A 19,364-nucleotide genomic window follows, 5' to 3' on the forward strand; every position below is an offset into this window, starting at 1 on the left:
AGATGCTGGTTTATCATTGTTCGTTCTTAGACATATATATGCCTCAGTATTATCTCTTAGTTTTTTTCAGAAATCAAATATGATTCCTATATACGCGATCGCATTAAACATCTGCGGGATAAAATGTTAGGACGTTAACGTGAATCTTATGCTCACCAATATTCGCCTAATTAGTGTTCACGAATATCACAAAATGGCGGAAACGGGGATTTTTCATCCTGAAGAACGCTTAGAATTAATCGCGGGACAAATTATCAGAATGTCAGCAAAAGGTACTGCTCACGAATCAGCAATTACCCGCACAGAAAGGTTATTACGTCAACGTTTGGGTGACAAAGTTTTATTAAGAATCCAGTCACCAGTGCAACTTGATGATTATTCGGAACCAGAACCAGATATTTCAGTGGTGAAGCTGAATCCATTAGATTATGAGGATCACCATCCCAATGCTTCCGAAGTGTTTTTACTGATTGAAATAGCTGATTCCAGTCTTAAATACGATCGAGAAGTAAAAGCGATCGCTTATGCGAAGTCAGGTATTATTGAGTACTGGATTTTAGATGTAAATGGGCGCAAGTTGTATATGTATCGTCTCCCCAGTCCAGACGGATATCACAGTGAGAGCATACTTGCAGAGGATGTGACAATTTCACCTTTAGCCTTTGGTGATTGTGCGATCGCTATTCGGGAATTGTTGCGAAAAATCTGAGAGGCGATCATCAATATGGAATTAATGCTAGGTTGTAGTCGATGTGAGAAAGCCACTGTCACGCACGATCGTTTGGTTGAATGGAGCCTTTGGGGTTGGTAAAACCCAAACTGCCTTCGAGCTACATAGTCGAATTCCTGGTAGTTTTGTGTTCGACCCTGAACAAATTGGCTTTGCGCTTCGTAAAGTTGTACCGCCATCAATGCATAGAGACTTCCAAGATTATCCGGTGTGGCGTGAGTTCACTTACCAAAGTTTACGGTATGTTGCAGAAAACTTTGCAGGAGAAATTATCGTTCCAATGACCGTAGTTAATCCGCTTTACTACGATCAAACCGTAGGAATGTTGCGTAAAGAGGGATTTCCGGTGCATCATTTTACCCTACTTGCTTCTCGCAACACGGTTTTGCGTCGGTTGCGTCGGCGTGGTGATGGAAGCAACTCTTGGGGCGCGGCTCAACTCGATCGTTGCATAAAGTCCTTATCTGATGAGAGATTTTCAGTTCATCTCAACACGCAGGGTAAAGCAATTGAGGCTGTTGCAGAGGAAATTGCTAATTATGTAGGTCTTGATCTTAAACCTCCAACTTGGCATCCAATCTTACGTCCTCTGAAACGGATAATTGTGCAGGTAGGACATATTCGCTTCTAGTTAGTCAATTATAGCGATCGCAGTCAAACAAGTCGATGAAAACGATGCAGGAACGCCGTTCTGTCGCTCAAAGACGATCAACAAACTGCTGAATAGATATTTTTACACAGCGTGCGTGCGTAGGCGTAGCCCGTCGTAGACATTGCCCATTTGTACCGACAAGTGTAGTTTGAAACCGCAGCCACCGAAAATTGACATGATAGATAGTCAATTTTTGAATTTCATGCCATCTCCACAGATGATTCGCATAGAATGGTGAAAATTCTAAAGTGTAAATAGTTACACTTCCTGAAAGGCTAATTTTGGATTAAACCAGTTGTCTTATGCAAAGTATTCCATATCAATACCGACTGCTGATTTTGTTTTTGCTGATGGGTTTGGTTGTAGCGATAGACTACTGGCGTAATCCAACAAAACCAACAAAACTTCAGGAATACTCGTTTTTAATCGTGTCCGGTTTAATCGGTGCTGGGTTTGGTATCGTTAACGATCAGATTACCTGTACTCTCTCACCCGCTTACTTTTATTACTTCAAAAATGTTCCTTATGGTTCTAATTTTCGCTGGGAAGTCAGTGAAGTTGGATTTCAGGCAGGGTTTTTTGCTGGTTTTTTAAGTTACGGCATATTTTTATTGGTTAATCAGAGACGAAAGTTACCTTTGTCTTATCGTCAATTACTTAAAATGGCACGGTATCCAATTACTTGGGCAATTGTAGTTGCTCAGATTGCAGGATTCATATTTTATTATTTTCAATTTCCCTTTTTTGCAGATCGGATTACGCCAGTTGTTCAGCCAGCAGAAGTTTCCAATTTTATGTTGGTTTGGGGAATCCATATTGGACTTTACATCGGTGCAGTCTTAGGAATTGTGCATGGTATAGCAAAGATTCGTCGAAGAGTGCCATATCTGTCACTATAAAGACTATATCCACCCTCGTAATTTTTTATGTACCTGCGCTAAATACCACATATAATCATCAATTTTGTAATTATCAACAGCTTTAACTATATATTCCTGAGCCAAATCAACATTATTCTCAACTTCGTAATATAATCCCAAGTAAAGATGACTGTAAAAATTTCCCTTTATCCCTTCTGATTGACCAACAATTAAAACATCATCTGGTGTACAATTACCCGCATACAAATCATATACGCGCTGCATAATACGTCGAGGGTCATTTTTCACAGTTAGTAAAGAAGTTCGCGCCTCTTCAACACCTAACGAACGAGCTATGCAGAGATATCGCCATACTGTTTCTTCTACATCTTGAGCATTCACTGTCAAATCTATTTCAAATTGTTCAGCGCCTTCAGCAAATCTTTCTGCATAATAATACGATAATCCCCGTTGCCAGAGGTAAGGTTTGATACGGGCATCTAATTGCTCTGCCATATCAAAATCTTGAATAGATTCATCAATCTTGGCTAGTTGAAAGTTAATCATGCCTCGGCGAATGTAAGCATTGGGATTTTTCGGCTGATTGCGAATGGTTTCGTTCCAGCGCTGGAGTTGATTTTCCAGAGAATTTGAAAAAAACATGAGTTTGTTGAATTGGAATAAGATGCGGTGAATAGTTTAGGGGTTGCGATCGCCTACATTACGATAAAAGGCGATCGCATTGGGCATTTGCAAGATAAAGTAAAAAAGTAGACTTTGCATTTTAAATGCACATTAGGTGTAGTGAAGCTGTGGAAATAGCGATCGCATAACCTGTTGATAAGTGGATATCAGGAGGAATCTGTAAAACAGCATTAGTCAGATTTTTACTTTTGCAATTCACCAAAACGGTTTTATAGTAAATTTTAGAGAATGTTTTTCTTTTATGAGTGCCCCTAAATTGTGAATTTTCTTATCTATTTCTTGGCTTTGGTGCTGTAATATAATTCTTCAATCTTCTTGTCTGTTTCCTGTATCTTCTTGTCCGTTTCCTGTTTTTGCTTTTCTAACCTTTCATTTGTAAATTTTATATTTTTTATTTCTCTATCTTGTACTATCCAATGGCTAGTCTTGTGAAAATAAAAGTGTGGCTGACCCTCAATCTCTTTTACAGTAGAGAAAACCACATTACCGACAGTTTGTACAGGCGTAACCACACTCACTACCCACGGAAGTAAAGGCGCAGAACTGAACAAGTTTAGTAATCGTGCATATTTCTCCTTAACATTATTAATTAGAATATTGGCAGATTTTGCATCTTTCAAGTAGCTTTCACATCTGACAGGTACAAAGATAACAAGCTTTGGTGATTTGATATCTGTATATACCCTTGCAAACAGATCAGCTACCTGTTGGGGTCGATTAGTTGCTTCATGCCATTTGCTATCTCTTTCCATCAATGCTGGTGTGTCAATAGTAATCAAAACCACAGATGTTTTTTGGAGCAAATCATTTACGAATTTGTGATTATTAGCAGTAGCTTGACTATTGAGATAACCCCCTGGAAAATCTGTAAATTTTAGCCTGACAGAAGGTTTAGCACCCTTCTTTCCTAAATCAAAGATAAAACTTCTCTCTTTTTCAGTGTTTTCAATTCCGCCTTTAGCTTCAAAATCGTCTAGAAGACTTTTTAGCTTTCCTAAATTTTCTTGTAGAAGCGCAGAGCTTTCCAAATCAGGTGTTAGTTGCAGATTTGTCTTACCAATTGTATCGGGAAACTGCTCATAGATAGCTGTTAAAAGACTTGTCTTGCCAACACCTCTTGCTCCCAGTATGGCAATGTTAATTTCTTGTGTCATCCGAATTCCTAATTTTGTTAATTCAAAAATTGGATCAATTTTAAATTATTAGCTACTGTTACTTGCTCGATAGCATTAATCCATTTGCCTTGTATTCGAGTCTGTTCGGCTAATATTTTAAACTCATCCCAAACTTGTGATCGCACTTGTCTTAAAAATATCCGCCACTCAATATCCAAGTCTGCTACACGCAAGATGCGATCTAGAAATTCCTCTACAATTGCAAAAGCAGCTTGACTAGGTTCACACAGCAAATCCTCTAAAGGTTTTTCACACTTGTATATAGCTTCAGTATGGGCTGTTTTGAGATTAAGCAGCACTTGCTGGGCATTGGGAGGAGTCGCAAGTTGCAAAGTTACAGCCTCGTTGGGGGTGAGTCCATCAAGATGTTGCCGAATGCGGTGTTGTATTAATCCTCGATAAGATAGTTCAAAATCAGCCAACATCTGGAAGCCAAACTTTAATTCACTCGCTTTTCCTGATATCAATTGTTCAGGCAATTGCTCTGCAATTGCTTTGATAAATTCGACTCCTCTAGCTTCTGTTAATCCACCTAAACTCGCTTTTTCAATCAATACTTCTGCCACTTGAGACTTAACCTGATCTAGCGATCGCTTCAAACCTTCGTCTAACGATAAAAAATGTTTCGAGAGGTGGGCGCGAATCTCATTCAAATAATTTCCGTAGGCTATTCCGTAACCCCCGTCCTGATTATTTCGCTTTTCAATTTCTTCAATTGTGGGAATTTCTGTATCATTTCGACAAGTTTCCAGAGTTGCTTCTACTTGCTGTTTAAAGTTGGTATCTTCGGCTTCCCGTTTCTGTCTCAGTTCTTTTAGTAATTTCTCAAGCTCGTTTTTCAACCCCCCCCAAAACTCCTTGAATTTCATTTCAAACAAAGTATTCCCTGGATCGCTATCTGTTAATTTACCTAGAGCTTTATTAGCTTTCTCTAATTCACTATTAACTTCGCTTTGGAGTTCCATCAATCTCTGTTGACAAGAGAATGCATATTTTTGATCTAAATCAGTAATTTTTCTTGCTAGATAGTCAAGAACTTGATCTAGAAGCTTGTTAGCCTCTTCCGAGTTAGCACAATTAACTGTTAAACACTCACAAACATTAATGTGTTGTCTGGCGATGTCTCCTGCTAAGTCTTGGCAATTGTTAGAGTTGTCGCCATTTTTAAGGTAGTTAGCATCAGTTTGATTGAGTACCATGAAAGACCATAACTCAAGAGGTAAGTCAACCAATGCTGCACGAGATGTGTCATACAGGCGGACATCTACATCACCCCAGTGGTCGCCAGATGATTTTGGCATCCGTACAAATAACGCTGCATCAATATCTTGCCCCAAAGTTCTCATCATTCGGTCTTCATCACCAACACCCGTATCGCCTAAACCAGGCATATCAACTAATGCAATCTTTCCGACATCAGCGTTAGGAAAGTGACAAACAATTTTGACTTCCCGCACCGCCAGATAGTTGAAAAATACCCGTTGACCATCAGAAGTATCTTGAGCTACATATTCCCGAATTTCATCCTTAGAAATCCGACGAGGTGAAGGTTCACGTAGCAGATGGCGATACTTGTCTAGATTTTTATGATACCTCGTCAGATGTTCGTACATTGCTCTCGGTTCAGCGTATCCAGAAATATTATTAGGTAAAGGCAGTAGTGGGTTACTGGCAAATTCTGTGATTGTTATCGGTTTTGCACCCAAATACAGCTTTTCGTAATACGGACTAATTACCTCGTCTAAAAATGATTGCTCAGAGTAGAACCAAACTTCGCCATAAGTATCAACACGGAGATTGTGCTGGATTGTACTACGAACCCCCGTGCAATGCTGCCTGTCTCCATCTGGAATTTCAGCAGCAGTTAGACCAGTTAAACTTTGTAGTAGTCGGCTCTTTCCTTGGCGTGCCCGTCCAACTACCCCAATGTTCAGGGTATCACGACAAAACCGAATCTGAAGTTTCCCCAACGCAATGAGTTCATTAGCGATGCTTATCTGAATCGCTGTAAAATCAATTTTCTGCAAACTTTCACAGATATTTTGGTCATCGACTGTTGTCAGCAATTGATTGCGATGGTCTTCCAGATAATGTAGTGCTGAGGAAAGCGATCGCAGATTCGCCTCTACACCTTGAATTTTCTCAGCAAGCGGACGGCGCTTTTCAATAATGCTGGCAATTCTTTGAGTCCTATTGATAGTTGCGTACATGTGGCAGCTTGTTAAATCTATGGTTTAGGGTCTAGCTACAGGTTAGAGGAGAGCCACATTATATACATATAAATTACTGAACAAAAGTGACTTTTTATATCCCCGTTGCTAGTATTCCCAAGCATAAGTAGTGAATTAACATAGGACTTACGCAAAGGTAACGGAAAACCAACCACAGAGGACGCACAGGTCACGGAGTAATTAGAGTTTGAGAGGGTTTTTGCGTAAGTCCTATAACAATCTAAAAGTAGAAAGGCTAAACAATGCAATGCCCGATCTTAGCCAAGCGTTAATCACCTCTAAGTCTCAAATCTAAAAGCGAAAGCCATCCACCAGGTAGAAGAAACTACTTACAAAATTCCGTATTCTAAAATTGCTGTCTTAAAATCAGGAAAAAACGCTCGTGGTTCCCATTAGAGATAATAATCCGACAAAAATTACGCCTTACGTAACTTATGGGCTGATTGCTGTCAACGTCCTTGCTTTTCTTTATGAAGCAAATCTTCCTCCCCAAGCATTAAATGGATTTTTACACCTTGCAGCTGTAGTTCCACGAGAACTGACTTTAAGCTTTGCTGGTATCTCTGTACATCAACCAGTACCAGAGTGGGCAACTTTGATTACTTCACAATTTTTGCACGGCGGTTTCTTGCATTTAGCTGGCAATATGTTGTTTCTCTGGATTTTTGGCAACAACGTTGAAGATAAGTTAGGTCATGCCAAATATTTACTGTTTTATTTATCTTGCGGTATTTTGGCATCTTTGACTCAGTGGTTCTTCGCTCAAGATTCTAGCATTCCTTCTTTGGGTGCAAGTGGTGCGATCGCAGGTGTTATGGGTGCGTACATTCTCCGCTTTCCCAATGCCGAAGTTCTTGGCGTTATACCTTTAGGGATTTTCTTTCCGACTTTCCGCGTCCCGGCATATTTCTTTTTGGGGTTCTGGTTTCTCGAACAAGCCTTCTACGGACTTGCTAGTCTCGAAACACCTACCAACATTGGTATGGAAGGCGGCGGTATTGCCTACTGGGCCCATGCAGGCGGGTTTATCTTTGGGGCAATTCTCGGCCCGCTGTTGGGTTTATTTAGCGATAAATCCCAGGAAGAATTTTTGTATAAATAATTTTACCTTTTGTCGTAGTGCCCCTCAATTATACTGTTTGATTTAGCTAGGTTAAATTGCCTAAACTTCGCAACTGCTAGCCTTACAAGCTATATTGCAGTTAGTGAATAAATTAGGAAAAACATTTGTGTTTCCCCTCTACGATGAAAATCCGACGCGAGCTACCCCGTATTTCACCTACGGGTTAATTGGCATGAATATTTTAGTTTTTCTTCACGAGGTGAGGCTGTTAAATGCATCGTCAAATGTACAATTGAATCAGTTTTTAAGTCAGTATGCAGTAATACCTCAACAGTTAACCACCAATTGGAGTGGAGAGTGGATAACGTTATTTACATCGCAATTTTTACACGGTGGTTGGTGGCACTTAATCTCGAATATGGTGTTTCTCTGGATTTTTGGCAACAATATTGAAGATCGATTGGGTCATGTCAAATATCTGATTTTTTATTTAGCGTGTGGTGCTTTAGCTGCCTTGTCTCAATGGTTTATTGGCATGAATTCTGAGATTCCTTCCTTGGGAGCAAGTGGTGCAATTTCTGGTGTTCTAGGTGCTTACATTATCCGCTTTCCCCAAGCTAGAGTCATGACTTTAGTATTTTTGGGGTTTTTCATCACCACAATCAGAGTGCCAGCACTAGTAATAATTGGACTTTTTATTGTGCAAAATGTAATTTCCGGTCTTGCTAGCCTGCAAACAGCCGCTAACATGAGCGTGGAAACTGGTGGAGTTGCCTACTGGGCGCACATTGGTGGTTTTGCTTTTGGGATAATTCTTGCTCCCCTATTTGGGTTGTTTAGGCGCGACTAAGCAATTCAAAATTAAAATTTTCACTGAGCAACCTCGGAAAAACAATTACCAATTCGCCATCTACCTTTGCAATATTTGAGAAATTATTAGTTTTTGCTAGCACTCGCTGAAACTTCTTCAGATTCTTTGACCTCAGATGTAAATGTTGATGATTGTGCAACTTGTTCGGGTACAGTAACGATGATATCAGCACCATTGATAATTGCTCCCAATAACCCCAGTTCCGATTCAACCAATTGATCGATAGCCTCACCTAGCATATTCTCTTCTGTATAGTGTGGTCGCGCCACTAGTACGATCCCATCGCTGTAGGGTTGGATTAACAAAGGGTCATTGGATATACTGAGAGGACTAGTATCTAAAATTACTAAATCAAAACGTTCGCGGACATCCTCGATCAGCCGCCGCATTTCGCTAGATTCAAGAATAGCAGCTGATTGCCGCACAGGCCCGGGGCTGGGAATAATGTATAAATTTTCTACATCAGGAACTAAACGAATACATTCACTTAAGTTAGCGTAATAACGCAGGGGTTCAATAGTGGCGTCGGGGTCAGGAATTACTTTTAGGGATGTACAAAGGGTAGGCGATCGCAAATCTGTTTCGATAATCAAGGTTCTTTTACCAGCACGAGCTGAAGCTATACCCAAGTTATATGCACTTGCCGTTTTCCCCTCTTGGCTACTGGTGCTAGTAACCAAAACCACCTTTAAGGTATTACCACCAATCCGGCGCAAATTACTGCGGAATTTCTCATAAAATTCTAAATAAGGAGAATCCTGGGAAAGTAACACCGGCACTGCATCTTTATCCAAATCATCAACTGGCATTAAAGGCAATTCTCCCAACAGTGCCACTTCCCGTTGCTTGAGGCTTTCGCGGATATCTTCCCTGGTTTTGAAAGTGCTTTCCAGCGCTCCCAACAAGAATATCACCCCGCCACCAATCACTACACCTAAGAAACCACCCACTGCAAGGGTAATAGGCACACTCTTCGGAGGTTTGAGGTCAACAGCAACTGTAGGCCGTCTAGCAATGCTGAGGCTGCTGGTAGTTTCTGCTTCTGCGGTTTTAGCATCCGTTAGCTTCACCTGCATTTGATCGTAGATGGCTTTTTTGAGTCCAACCTCCTGTTCTAAACGCGATCGCTCTAATTGCTTATTGGGTATCAGAGAATACTCTCGTCGTAGTCGCGCTTCTTGTTGGATCTCTTGAGTTAGTTGTTGTTGCAGAGTCTCCCGTTGGGTTTGCAAAGACACCATTTGGTTTGCCAATTGCTGGCGGGTTGGATCTAAGCTGCTTTGAGTGCGAATACCTGCAACACTACCCTGAAGCGGAGCCGCCGTACCATCACCACCTAATACCTCAGCAGCACGTTGTTGCAGCAATTCCTCAGCAGCTTGTTTCTGACGGTACAACTGAACCATCGTTGGATGTTCCGGTCGCAAATCTTTTCTGAGTACGGCGATTTGCGACTCACTTTGATAAATTTGCGCTCGCAAGTTCCCAATAATTGGATCGGCACTCAAAGCAGAAGAAATATAAGCCTGTGCGACTGTTAAGCCTAACTTATTTTGTAAACTGCGAACTTGACCATCAACCCCAGAAATAGTTAATTGAATTTGCCGTTGTAGATTTTGGCTGGAAGTAATGGCGCTTAACAAGCTGCCATTTTCTGCTGCTAATATTGCCGTTCGCTCTATGCGATCGTACTGTTCCAACTTCTTTTCAGCAATTTGTAGTTCTCGTTTCGCTTGTGGTGTGCGATCGTTAATCTTTTGAATAATTGCTTGTAATCGCCCAGTATTGATATCACTGCTCAACTTGATCATTGCTTGCATCAATTCCGCCAAGACCTGTATACCTCGTTTGGGATCGGTATCTACATATTTCAATTCCAAAATACTAGATTCCAATTCTCCAGTCCTAGCGTTTTTTTTAGGGACAGAAAGTACGACATTGGCACCGAGACTTTTCGGTTTTACACCGACTTTTTCTGCCACTGCTGCAATTATTTGGTTTGATAGTAAAACTTCCTCATTCAGTTCCTTTCCTTGCTGTTGGATTTCACTACCAGTTGTAGAGAAAGAAACTGGTGGGCCACTATAGGTAAGTGCGGCAGATGTTATATAGCTAGTAGGTGGCTCTGGTTGCATAGCCACCACAGTTGACCCTGCTACAACTAAAGCCAAACTAGCTAGTCCAATCCACTTGTACTTATCAAAAGCAATAAGATAGCGCTTAACAATTGGTGGGGTCATGGTTGCTTCGATCCAATTCAAAATTTAAAATGACGCTCTCTACAAGACGCTGCGCCAAGCTTGCTTCTCCGTAGGAGTACGCGGACTCGCTCTCAGCGTTGGCGCAGCCTCTCGTTCGCGTTAGCGTCTCCGAAGGAGAAGAAAAGCTTATGCCGTTGGCGTTGCCTCTCGTAGAGAAGGCTTTACGCCGCGCTAACAAAATTCAAAATTAGGAAGCACCAAACTAAAGATAGTGACTTTGAGATAAGAACGCTATCAACTTCCTACTATATATATCGGTTGATATCTTTAAGATTTTTCCATTAATGAATTCAAAGATAAGCTGGAGATGTGGCTTCTTCCACTCCCAACTATTTCCAGATTGTATCCTTCTTTTAGAGTCACTAATTCGATCCACCGCCACCGAAGGTGTCAAAAAACCGCAGAAAGGATTGAACATTGAAGAAAGGTTGGGTAATCGTAGTTAGTAAATTAGTAATTCTACCAATGAGGTTCCGACCAACGACAATAACATCATTATCTTGAAGCGCCACATTTTGAGATACATCACCCCCTAGAGCTTTTTTAGCATCAAGTTTTTGGGTAACAGCTTTACCTTGTTCGGGATCGAACCGAACCAGAGCGATATCTCGGAGGTTAGCTGTGTCGAGATTTACTCCTCCCAAAGCATCTACAAATGTACTGCCATTAGGCAAGGCTTGAGTGGAAATACCTCCTGCCGCGTAGTTTAAAACCCGGACTCTAATCTGTGGTGTAGCCAAAGATGAACGTGCTACCAAATTGCGGTCATAATCGTCATTATTTCCGATTTCACGACGAGGCACGAGTATCGCATCTCCGTCTTGTAAGCGTAAATTAGGGATTGAACCGCCATTTTGCAGTGCGGCATATAAGTCAATAGTTTGTGAAATCACAGAACCATCGATTAACTTCCGGCGTACTTGCACTTGTCGCAGGTCTGCATTTAAGGTTGAACCACCAGATATTGACAAAGCATCAGCAACGCGGGGTGTTGTTGAATTAATCGGATAAATTCCTGGTCGAAATATTTCCCCGCTAATAGTAACTTGAACTGGTCGCGTTCCTGCCAAGGATACTACTACGATTGGATCTGGTAAAACGCGACTCAAACCCAAGCGAATTTTTTCTTGAGCTTCTTCCAAGGTTAAACCTTGTAATGACACTGTTCCCACTTGCGGCACTACGATGTTGCCTTCTGGACTAATTACAGCCTGAAAACTTAAGTCTTGACGCTGCGTTGCTAGGGCTAAAACTATTACCGGATCGACCACATAACGATTTAAACCCAAGCGAATTTTTGCTTGAGCTTCTTCCAAGGTTAAACCTTGTAATGACACCGTTCCCAGTAACGGCACCACAATATTACCTTCTGGGTTGATTAAAGCTTGAAAACTCAAATCTGGAAAGCGCTGAACCGAAACGCTAATTCCATCTCCTATTCCTAAGCGGTATGGGCCAGGAGGACGCTGAAGGACAACGCCAATTATATCTCCTGGCCCCAAGAGATAGCGGCTGAGTTGGGGAGAAATTTCGTCATTTGCAGATGGAGGTACAACCTCAGTACCTGGTACAGGCGAGGGGGGTTGCCTTGGTGATTGTCCTTGAAATGGAAAAGGCTGGGCAACAACAAGTTGGATAGGTGTTATTAAGAAAACTCCTACTTGAAGGCTGACAAAACACAGGGCGCTGAATCCACGCATATAAGAACTAGGAACTATGAACATCGGTGCAGAGAATACTGATAATAGGAATTAGTCGCGCCGAGTGGTTATTTTACTCTAAAAATGTCGTGGATGTCTTTTTCTCCTGCAAGAATCTACCAAGACAAAGGAGAAGAATTTTGCTAAATTTAATTTCTAACTTCATATACGCAATTTATAGTCATACTGTTGATGAATTTCTGTACAAAGGTATCTATAACAGACTCTACAAAGGGCCTGCCATCAATACAGATTGCACTGTTTCTCCGATAGACTGGGCTAAAGGCCAAGATGTTTCTACCTGCCCCAAAGGCTCCATTGGAATCATAATACTCACACCTACCCAAGGAGTGCGTTGCTTATGCCACTGTGCCAATTGATCCGCCAAGAACCAGTGTAAAGGTGATGGATTTCCATCGTGTGGCATAGCGTACCATTGCAAGACAGCGAAGGTTTGCTGTGGTGTGACGGCGCGAAAGAACCTAGCTTCTACTTTAGTTTCGACATTAGATGTCAACTTTGTAGGCGGTTTCACAGGAAATTCAGCAGAACGATATTGAGCTATATCCCACTTTCCCCAGCGCGACCTTCCCCAGCCGTTAACGTCTGTCCACTCTACCTCTGGTTGATCCATAGGCCCATTTTGCGGTAGCAAAAGCAGGATTGCCTGGGATTGCGAACCTTCTTTTTTAATTACCTGCAAAGACCATTTATGTTCGCCAATTTGCTGTTCTGCTTGTTCAATAATTCGCCAACCAGGAAGGGCTAATCCAGTCTTGCGAATCTGTTTTAACTCGTTGAGGGTAGTAACAGCTGGCGGGTGTTTCCATTGCCAGTGTCCTGTGAGGTATCCGGGAACCCCTCCTATCACCAGCAGCAGTAGCAATAACAAAAGTGCTACTACCTGACTCAATTGGTTTTCCTTGAAAAACTTGGAGAAGGAAATCATCAGTAAAATTTATAATACTTAGAAAAAATTTTACTTCATAAAATCACACGGTGAGTTCAGTAATATTTAGGACTTACGCATCAGCAACGAAAAATTAAGGATTTGGGAAGTGGGGAAGAAGAACTTATTGACCAATGCTTTCTCCTTCTTGCTCAGTTTCTGGAGATGCAGAGAAATAGCTATTAATCCAATTCAGTAAAGGTACTAATGACACCAACATACAAGCAGAGTATACGTCACCACCCCAACCCTCATGCAGCCATTTAAAAGCCGCTTCTTGACCTGTGCCGTGAAAGAAAGTCAGTAAAGTATTACGAATAATGTTGGCACAAGTACTAACGATCGCAGCAAGAGATAAAAACGATATAGTTGTACGACGTGAAGACAAAGAATCTGTCCAATAAAGCAGCATCAAGCCGACGTAGAAAGTAGTAAACAGCATTTTTAACCCCGCACAATAGGGGGCAACTTCTACAATCCGTCCTCCCACGTAGAGATTTATCTCATCCACGGTTACTTCCATCCCAAATTGATTCAAGATGAAGCCTGCTGCGCCAGCGATGAAGCTTTGGAGAGGCAAGGTATAGGGAGCAATAAGATAGGGTAATGCTGTTGGGGTTGCCAAAAATACTAGTAGTAGGGGGAATCCTTGCAATCGCAAACCTGATATTCCCTTAAACCACAAGCATAATCCTACCAATATAACGGGCAAGGAAAGGTTGACCCATTCTGTAACACCGCTTAGATAAAAAACTGCCCCTAATAACAAGAGAACAGCACCCAAAGGATGGATGGTATCTGGCAAACGTCTCCACTTTTTCCGGTTCAACCAGCTCAGATAAGCAGCAAATGGTAGACCAATAATTCCGTGGCTGAAATATTCGTGTTCGGTACTAATATTTTTGTGTAGCCAACCATCGAACCAGTGTAGCAATATAGGAGCATAAAGCAGCAGCAAAACGCCTAAAATGGCTAGATTTAACAAGCCTGACGCGTTTATGTTTTTAACCTGTTGCCGGAGTACCATGATTTTCAGTAATTCAAAAAACTTAGGTCATTGTCATTAGAAAAGAATAAATGACAGTCTTAACAAAAAAATGTGATTAGGTATGAATTCACTTCAGGCTACCACGCTGTTAAGGTTAGCAGGAGAGAGTTCATCTGCCTGAGAAATTGTTGAGACTGCATGAGCGATCGCTGCTACAACTTCTTTAACTTGGCTGCTACTCAAACCAGGATACATCGGTAATGATAATATTTGCTTTGACAGTTTTTCTGAAGAAGGAAAATCTCCAGGTTGATAGCCTAAGTTGGTGAATGCTGGCTGGAGATGACAAGGAATTGGGTAGTGAATGCCTGTTTGAATTCCCGCCGCTGTGAGTTTGTCCTGGAGTTGCTGGCGTTCTATTGGGCAAGAATCATCAATTTTAATGACATAAAGATGATACACATGTCCTGTACCACTTTGGTTTTCCATAGGGATAATACCAGCAGTTGCCAAGGGTGCTAGTTCATTATCATACTGCTGGGCAATAGTCAGGCGATCGCGATTCCACTGTGGCAAATATGGTAGTTTTCGATGCAAGATTGCTGCTTGTAAAGTATCCAAGCGGCTATTTGTACCTGGTTCAGTATGAAAATACTTTTGCGATGCACCATAATTTCGCAAGCGCCTCATCTTCTGGGCTACATCTGAATCTCGTGTCAGTAACATTCCTCCATCCCCAAATGCTCCCAAATTTTTGCTGGGATAGAAACTAAAAGCTGCGGCTATTCCTACTGAACCAGCGTGATATCCGTCTCTTTGGGCGAGGTGTGCTTGTGCCGCATCTTCAAAAATTAGTAGTTTGTAGGTATCGGCAAAGTTCAATAACTCGCGTGGTGATACCATCTGCCCATAGAGATGTACAGGAATAATTGCTTTGGTATGAGGCGTAATTGCCTTTGCTGCTTCTCTTAAGTCAATTAAAGCTGTTTGGCGATCGCAATCTACCAAAATTGGCTTGGCACCAGCGCGTAGCACCCCAATCAATGTCGCTACAAAAGTGTTTGCTGGTAAAATTACTTCGTCGCCAGCACCAATATTACACGCTTGCAATCCGAGAGCGATCGCATCTGTTCCTGATGCAACACCAACGCCATGTTCTGCCCCAGACACCGCTGCAAATGCTGCTTCAAAATCTGAGAGCGCTTGCCCTAAAATAAAATCTCCCTGTTCCAATACAGATTGGATTGCATCTTGCAATTGTGTTTGAATTGGCTCGTGTTGTAACTTCAGGTCTACAAAAGGAACTCTAACAGTCATTTTATTCATTACCAGTTGTCCTCATAAAGAGATTTCCTCGGATGGAAAAAATAGAAGAGCCTGCACAATTTTCAGTGTGAAATTGTAATAGGTTCAATCTGTCGGATGAAGAGTTATATAAACTAGCTAAGATTGTCAGCCATCAGTGCTAGCTTTTATCAGTGAAACTGGCTATAAAAATTACATATATATTTTTTTATAGGTAATTTTACGCTAAATATTGCAATAGGAATTTTCCCTTCTGTACATAAAAAATGACAGACTTTTGGTATTGTATCCTTAGCATTAGGTTACCCTGACTGAATCTAAATCTAACGCAGTCTGATTGCAAAATCTCAAGTAAAAGAGACTACACCAGTTCTAAACAGAGCATAATCAGCACCAGTAACTAGTAACTGGTAAAGACTGCGTTAACGACTTAATGGAAGGAGTAAAAAATTTTTACTCCAAACTTGTTTGTCAGAGGCAAAATTAGGGAATGCTTAAAAATAGCAATTGATAACCTAGAAATAGGACTTGTATCAATTACAGTATCGAGAAATTATTAAGGTAGCAGTGGCAATGGTAGAGCCTGAAAACAAATTATTTGCCCTAAAGGATGGTTGGGATTCTCATGAATCAAGAGAACAACAACGCCTCAAAGCTTTGTCAGATTTAGGTTTGCGGCAACCAGAAACGATTCCGGTTTTTGAAGAAGCCACACAGACTGCTGCCCACTTTTTGGAAGCACCAATTTCCATATTGGGATTTGTGGATCAAGAACGCCACTGGTTCAAGTCAGCGGTGGGCTTATCTAGGCTGGGACTAATGAATCATTTAGCACAAAGCCGCCAACTGTCACGCCGGGAATCCTTTTGCACTCAGGTAGTAGAGAGCTTTCAAGCTTTTGTAATTAATGATACGCATAAAATTACAGATCCAGTAATCGCTAGCAGCAAGTTGGTGCAGGATTATGGTATTCGTGCTTACTTAGGAGCGCCACTGATTGATGCTGAGGGACATTGTTTGGGTGCATTGGCAGTAATGGATTTAGTGCCGCGCAATTTTACAACCCGAGACATTGAATTTTTACAAATCATAGCTCGTTGGAGCATGAGTGAATTTGAACGCAACCGACTCCTCCAAGGGAGACTCGAATCAAGCACTCCCAAGAGCACTCCTATCTTTTCACTCAATGACGAACGTAAGACTGAGATTAAAATCACCGCACCCGCTAAAGATAGCGACTCTGTTTCTACCAAGCAACTGAAACTGGAACTTTTGGGTCAGCTAACTCAGGAGTTACGCACGCCCTTAACTTCTGTACTCGGTATGGCTAGTGTTTTAGGACGCGAGATTTATGGGCCTTTGACGACTAAGCAGAGAGAATATTTGGAGATTATCCAACACAGCGGTCGGTACTTACTTTCTTTAGTAAACGAAATTACCGAACTAGGAGCTATGGATGACAACTCTACTGAGCTAAATGTAGCTCCTGTGGATATCGAAATGCTATGTCAACAAGCTATCAATACCCTAGAAGAAGTAGCTAATCGCCGCGATCAAGATATTCGCCTCTCTATAGAACCAGGACGCAATCGTATTTTGCCTTTAGATAAAGACAAGGTGCGGCAAATCCTTTATCACCTGGTTTTCAGTGTGATTCAACTTTCGGCGACAGGTAGCATTGTTCGCATTCATGTCTCTTACAAAGAAGATACTCTCAACATTACTATTTGGGTTTCTCATCCCTGGTTGGGGGACGGTATAACTGAAGTCGATCCCTACTTCCGTCTCAATTCATTGTCCCTACTAGAACTTACAGGTGAGGTAGCAACTTACAATACTCATACAGAAGGCCCAGAGCAACCACATACTTTATCAGTAACAGTGGATAATTCAAAAAACTTGAATGATTCCCACTCAAAATTCTTTGCTGCTAATTCAGGTATAAATTTAGCTAAGTCACATGGAAGTCTTTCTCGTGAAAGCTTGGGTCTATTGCTAAGTTGTCAACTGGCAGAGTTGCATAGCGGACAAATTTTGATTCAAGGTTCGCCAGAATCAGGATATCGTTATGTGCTTTCTTTGCCACTGCAACTGGCGACTCCCTCACAAGAAATTAATGATGTCTGATCGCAATCTATAGAGAATAGGTGACAGTGTATGGCAACTGGGGAGTAAGGATTGGGAAAGAGGTATTTTCCATCTATTTGTTGTGTACTAAGTACATGAAGGGCTATCTTAACTTAGTATTGGCTGAAGTGGTTTTTGATAAAAGTAGTGGCTAATGGCTGGGAATAAGAGCGCGATCGCACGATGTGCAATCTCTGTTATTACCTTTTTATAGCTATAGGCATTATGATCGATTCCAAGTTCTGCGTCGGCAGGCTAATCGATCGCAATGTTTTTTATGAATTTAGTCTGGCAACGATTTACTTTATCATCTTTACCGCTCAAAGAATATCTTGCTACCAGTTACGTACATCGTTCTTTGGTCGGACTGTTAAGTTCTTGGCGGCAAACCAGCGTCTTACTCCAGTGGGGAGATGCGATCGCAGCGGCTTTACTCAGCTTAGTATATGCGCTTGCACCTTTTGCTTCGAGTACATTGGTGGGCTTCTTGCTGGTGGCTTGTGTGGGATTTTGGCTGTTGTTGACTTTATCTGATGAAGTAACACCAGCAAATGTCTCGTCAGTCACTCCCATTCACCTGCTGGTATTGCTCTACTGGGGAATTGCCGCAATAGCAACAGCATTATCACCAGTGAAAAAGGCGGCACTTAACGACTTGGGAACGTTGACCTTGTATTTATTACTATTTGCCCTTTGTGCCAGGGTACTGAGGTCGCCTCGCCTCCGATCTTGGATTATCATCCTTTATCTGCACATATCGTTAATTGTCAGTGTGTATGGATTGCGGCAGTGGTTTTTTGGAGCCACAGCACTGGCAACTTGGGTTGACCCAGAGTCTCCTTTATCTAAGACTACAAGAGTCTACAGTTATTTAGGCAATCCCAACTTATTGGCTGGATACCTCTTACCAGCAGTAATTTTTAGTTTAGTGGCAATTTTTGCGTGGCAAGGCTGGATCAAAAAAGCTTTAGCATTAACAATGTTGATTGTCAATATTGCCTGCCTGATCCTGACTTTTAGTCGTGGCGGTTGGATTGGGCTAGTAGTGGCAATTTTAGCTGTGATGGCATTGCTAGTTTATTGGAAAAGCGTGGAAATGCCTCGTTTTTGGCGTACTTGGTCGCTACCGATTGTCTTGGGAGGCTTGATCGGGGTATTGCTGGTAGCAATTATATTTGTAGAACCAGTCCGTCTGCGGGTGTTTAGTATTTTTGCCGACCGTCAAGATAGCAGTAATAATTTTCGCCGAAATGTGTGGGATGCTGTTTTTGAGATGATTCGCGATCGCCCAATTTTCGGCATTGGCCCCGGTCACGGCTCTTTTAATAAAGTTTATCCCCTCTATCAACGCCCTCGTTACACTGCTTTGAGCGCCTATTCGATTTTGTTTGAAGTGACTGTAGAAACTGGCTTTGTTGGTTTAGCCTGCTTTCTCTGGCTAATAATTGTCACATTTAATACGGCATTTTTGCAAGTGCGACGATTGCGAAAATTCAGAAGTGTAGAGGGATTTTGGTTAATTGGAGCGATCGCCATTTTGTTGGGTATGCTAGCTCACGGCACAGTAGATACTGTCTGGTATCGTCCTGAAGTCAACACTCTCTGGTGGCTCATTGTTGCCTTAATTGCCAGTTACTGGACACCTTTAGCTCAAAACCAGACAAATTCATCTAACTCAGAACCAACAGTAAACTAACATCATTAAGTTGTCAGTTGTTTTTCTACTAAACAACTGACAACTGAACAA

At 41.7% G+C, this 19,364-nt stretch carries 15 protein-coding genes; 7 read left to right on the forward strand and 8 right to left on the reverse strand.

The annotated features are described in order from the left end of the window. Nucleotides 1-148: 148 nt before the first annotated feature. From V7L01_RS17250 to V7L01_RS17260, 3 genes are all read left to right on the forward strand, one after another. Complete coding sequence (locus V7L01_RS17250) at nt 149-709, forward strand: Uma2 family endonuclease (protein ID WP_335036764.1); 561 nt, start codon at nt 149-151, stop codon at nt 707-709. 43 nt (nt 710-752) lie between these two features. Next, a complete protein-coding gene (locus V7L01_RS17255; protein ID WP_335036766.1) occupies nt 753-1,361 on the forward strand; it encodes an AAA family ATPase in 609 nt (202 codons plus the stop codon). 323 nt (nt 1,362-1,684) lie between these two features. Further along, nucleotides 1,685-2,281: a hypothetical protein gene (locus tag V7L01_RS17260; protein WP_335036768.1), complete on the forward strand. Its 597-nt coding sequence runs from the start codon at nt 1,685-1,687 to the stop codon at nt 2,279-2,281. Between the two features lie 3 nt (nt 2,282-2,284). On the opposite strand, the gene V7L01_RS17265 is transcribed toward V7L01_RS17260, so the two are convergent. The 3 genes from V7L01_RS17265 to V7L01_RS17275 form a co-directional block, all read right to left on the reverse strand. Continuing rightward, nucleotides 2,285-2,905: a tetratricopeptide repeat protein gene (locus tag V7L01_RS17265; protein ID WP_335036770.1), complete on the reverse strand. Its 621-nt coding sequence runs from the start codon at nt 2,903-2,905 to the stop codon at nt 2,285-2,287. Between the two features lie 314 nt (nt 2,906-3,219). Further along, on the reverse strand, nt 3,220-4,101 hold the full coding sequence (locus tag V7L01_RS17270; protein ID WP_335036772.1) for a TRAFAC clade GTPase domain-containing protein: 882 nt from the start codon (nt 4,099-4,101) through the stop codon (nt 3,220-3,222). 17 nt (nt 4,102-4,118) lie between these two features. After that, the gene (locus tag V7L01_RS17275; protein ID WP_335036774.1) at nt 4,119-6,332 is read right to left on the reverse strand and encodes a hypothetical protein; all 2,214 of its coding nucleotides are present in this window, start codon (nt 6,330-6,332) and stop codon (nt 4,119-4,121) included. 403 nt (nt 6,333-6,735) lie between these two features. Here V7L01_RS17275 and V7L01_RS17280 point away from each other — a divergent pair, with 403 nt between their 5' ends. Together V7L01_RS17280 and V7L01_RS17285 are read left to right on the forward strand one after the other, a co-directional pair. Next, the gene (locus V7L01_RS17280) at nt 6,736-7,455 is read left to right on the forward strand and encodes a rhomboid family intramembrane serine protease (protein ID WP_335036776.1); all 720 of its coding nucleotides are present in this window, start codon (nt 6,736-6,738) and stop codon (nt 7,453-7,455) included. A 127-nt stretch (nt 7,456-7,582) separates the two neighbouring features. Next, entirely contained in the window at nt 7,583-8,266 is a 684-nt protein-coding gene (locus tag V7L01_RS17285) for a rhomboid family intramembrane serine protease (protein ID WP_335036778.1), read from the forward strand. Between the two features lie 86 nt (nt 8,267-8,352). Here the strand turns inward: V7L01_RS17285 and V7L01_RS17290 are convergent, their stop codons facing one another. The 5 genes from V7L01_RS17290 to V7L01_RS17310 all read right to left on the reverse strand — a co-directional run bounded on the left by V7L01_RS17290 (nt 8,353) and on the right by V7L01_RS17310 (nt 15,511). Beyond that, the gene (locus V7L01_RS17290) at nt 8,353-10,527 is read right to left on the reverse strand and encodes a GumC family protein (protein ID WP_335036780.1); all 2,175 of its coding nucleotides are present in this window, start codon (nt 10,525-10,527) and stop codon (nt 8,353-8,355) included. A gap of 383 nt (nt 10,528-10,910) precedes the next feature. Further along, nucleotides 10,911-12,272: a polysaccharide biosynthesis/export family protein gene (locus tag V7L01_RS17295; protein ID WP_335036781.1), complete on the reverse strand. Its 1,362-nt coding sequence runs from the start codon at nt 12,270-12,272 to the stop codon at nt 10,911-10,913. A 202-nt stretch (nt 12,273-12,474) separates the two neighbouring features. Continuing rightward, entirely contained in the window at nt 12,475-13,197 is a 723-nt protein-coding gene (locus V7L01_RS17300; RefSeq protein WP_335036783.1) for a cyanoexosortase B system-associated protein, read from the reverse strand. A gap of 124 nt (nt 13,198-13,321) precedes the next feature. Further along, nucleotides 13,322-14,224: a cyanoexosortase B gene (gene crtB / locus V7L01_RS17305; RefSeq protein WP_335036785.1), complete on the reverse strand. Its 903-nt coding sequence runs from the start codon at nt 14,222-14,224 to the stop codon at nt 13,322-13,324. Between the two features lie 93 nt (nt 14,225-14,317). Further along, complete coding sequence (locus tag V7L01_RS17310; RefSeq protein ID WP_335036787.1) at nt 14,318-15,511, reverse strand: DegT/DnrJ/EryC1/StrS family aminotransferase; 1,194 nt, start codon at nt 15,509-15,511, stop codon at nt 14,318-14,320. A gap of 552 nt (nt 15,512-16,063) precedes the next feature. Between V7L01_RS17310 and V7L01_RS17315 the strand changes: the two genes are divergently transcribed. Together V7L01_RS17315 and V7L01_RS17320 are read left to right on the forward strand one after the other, a co-directional pair. Further along, on the forward strand, nt 16,064-17,617 hold the full coding sequence (locus tag V7L01_RS17315; protein WP_335036997.1) for a GAF domain-containing sensor histidine kinase: 1,554 nt from the start codon (nt 16,064-16,066) through the stop codon (nt 17,615-17,617). A gap of 277 nt (nt 17,618-17,894) precedes the next feature. Beyond that, nucleotides 17,895-19,313: an IctB family putative bicarbonate transporter gene (locus V7L01_RS17320; protein ID WP_335036789.1), complete on the forward strand. Its 1,419-nt coding sequence runs from the start codon at nt 17,895-17,897 to the stop codon at nt 19,311-19,313. The last annotated feature ends 51 nt before the right edge of the window (nt 19,314-19,364 follow it).

The sequence above is a fragment of the Nostoc sp. genome (genome assembly GCF_036917095.1).
In the GTDB taxonomy this organism is placed as follows: Bacteria; Cyanobacteriota; Cyanobacteriia; order Cyanobacteriales; family Nostocaceae; genus Nostoc.

Coding starts and splice junctions, on each gene's coding strand:
- V7L01_RS17320 (WP_335036789.1), top strand. CDS start 17,895: ATGAATTTAGTCTGGCAACGATTTACTTTATCATCTTTACCGCTCAAA.
- V7L01_RS17265 (WP_335036770.1), bottom strand. CDS start 2,905: ATGTTTTTTTCAAATTCTCTGGAAAATCAACTCCAGCGCTGGAACGAA.
- V7L01_RS17250 (WP_335036764.1), top strand. CDS start 149: ATGCTCACCAATATTCGCCTAATTAGTGTTCACGAATATCACAAAATG.
- V7L01_RS17310 (WP_335036787.1), bottom strand. CDS start 15,511: ATGAATAAAATGACTGTTAGAGTTCCTTTTGTAGACCTGAAGTTACAA.
- V7L01_RS17295 (WP_335036781.1), bottom strand. CDS start 12,272: ATGTTCATAGTTCCTAGTTCTTATATGCGTGGATTCAGCGCCCTGTGT.
- V7L01_RS17260 (WP_335036768.1), top strand. CDS start 1,685: ATGCAAAGTATTCCATATCAATACCGACTGCTGATTTTGTTTTTGCTG.
- crtB (WP_335036785.1), bottom strand. CDS start 14,224: ATGGTACTCCGGCAACAGGTTAAAAACATAAACGCGTCAGGCTTGTTA.
- V7L01_RS17290 (WP_335036780.1), bottom strand. CDS start 10,527: ATGACCCCACCAATTGTTAAGCGCTATCTTATTGCTTTTGATAAGTAC.
- V7L01_RS17300 (WP_335036783.1), bottom strand. CDS start 13,197: ATGATTTCCTTCTCCAAGTTTTTCAAGGAAAACCAATTGAGTCAGGTA.
- V7L01_RS17270 (WP_335036772.1), bottom strand. CDS start 4,101: ATGACACAAGAAATTAACATTGCCATACTGGGAGCAAGAGGTGTTGGC.
- V7L01_RS17275 (WP_335036774.1), bottom strand. CDS start 6,332: ATGTACGCAACTATCAATAGGACTCAAAGAATTGCCAGCATTATTGAA.
- V7L01_RS17315 (WP_335036997.1), top strand. CDS start 16,064: ATGGTAGAGCCTGAAAACAAATTATTTGCCCTAAAGGATGGTTGGGAT.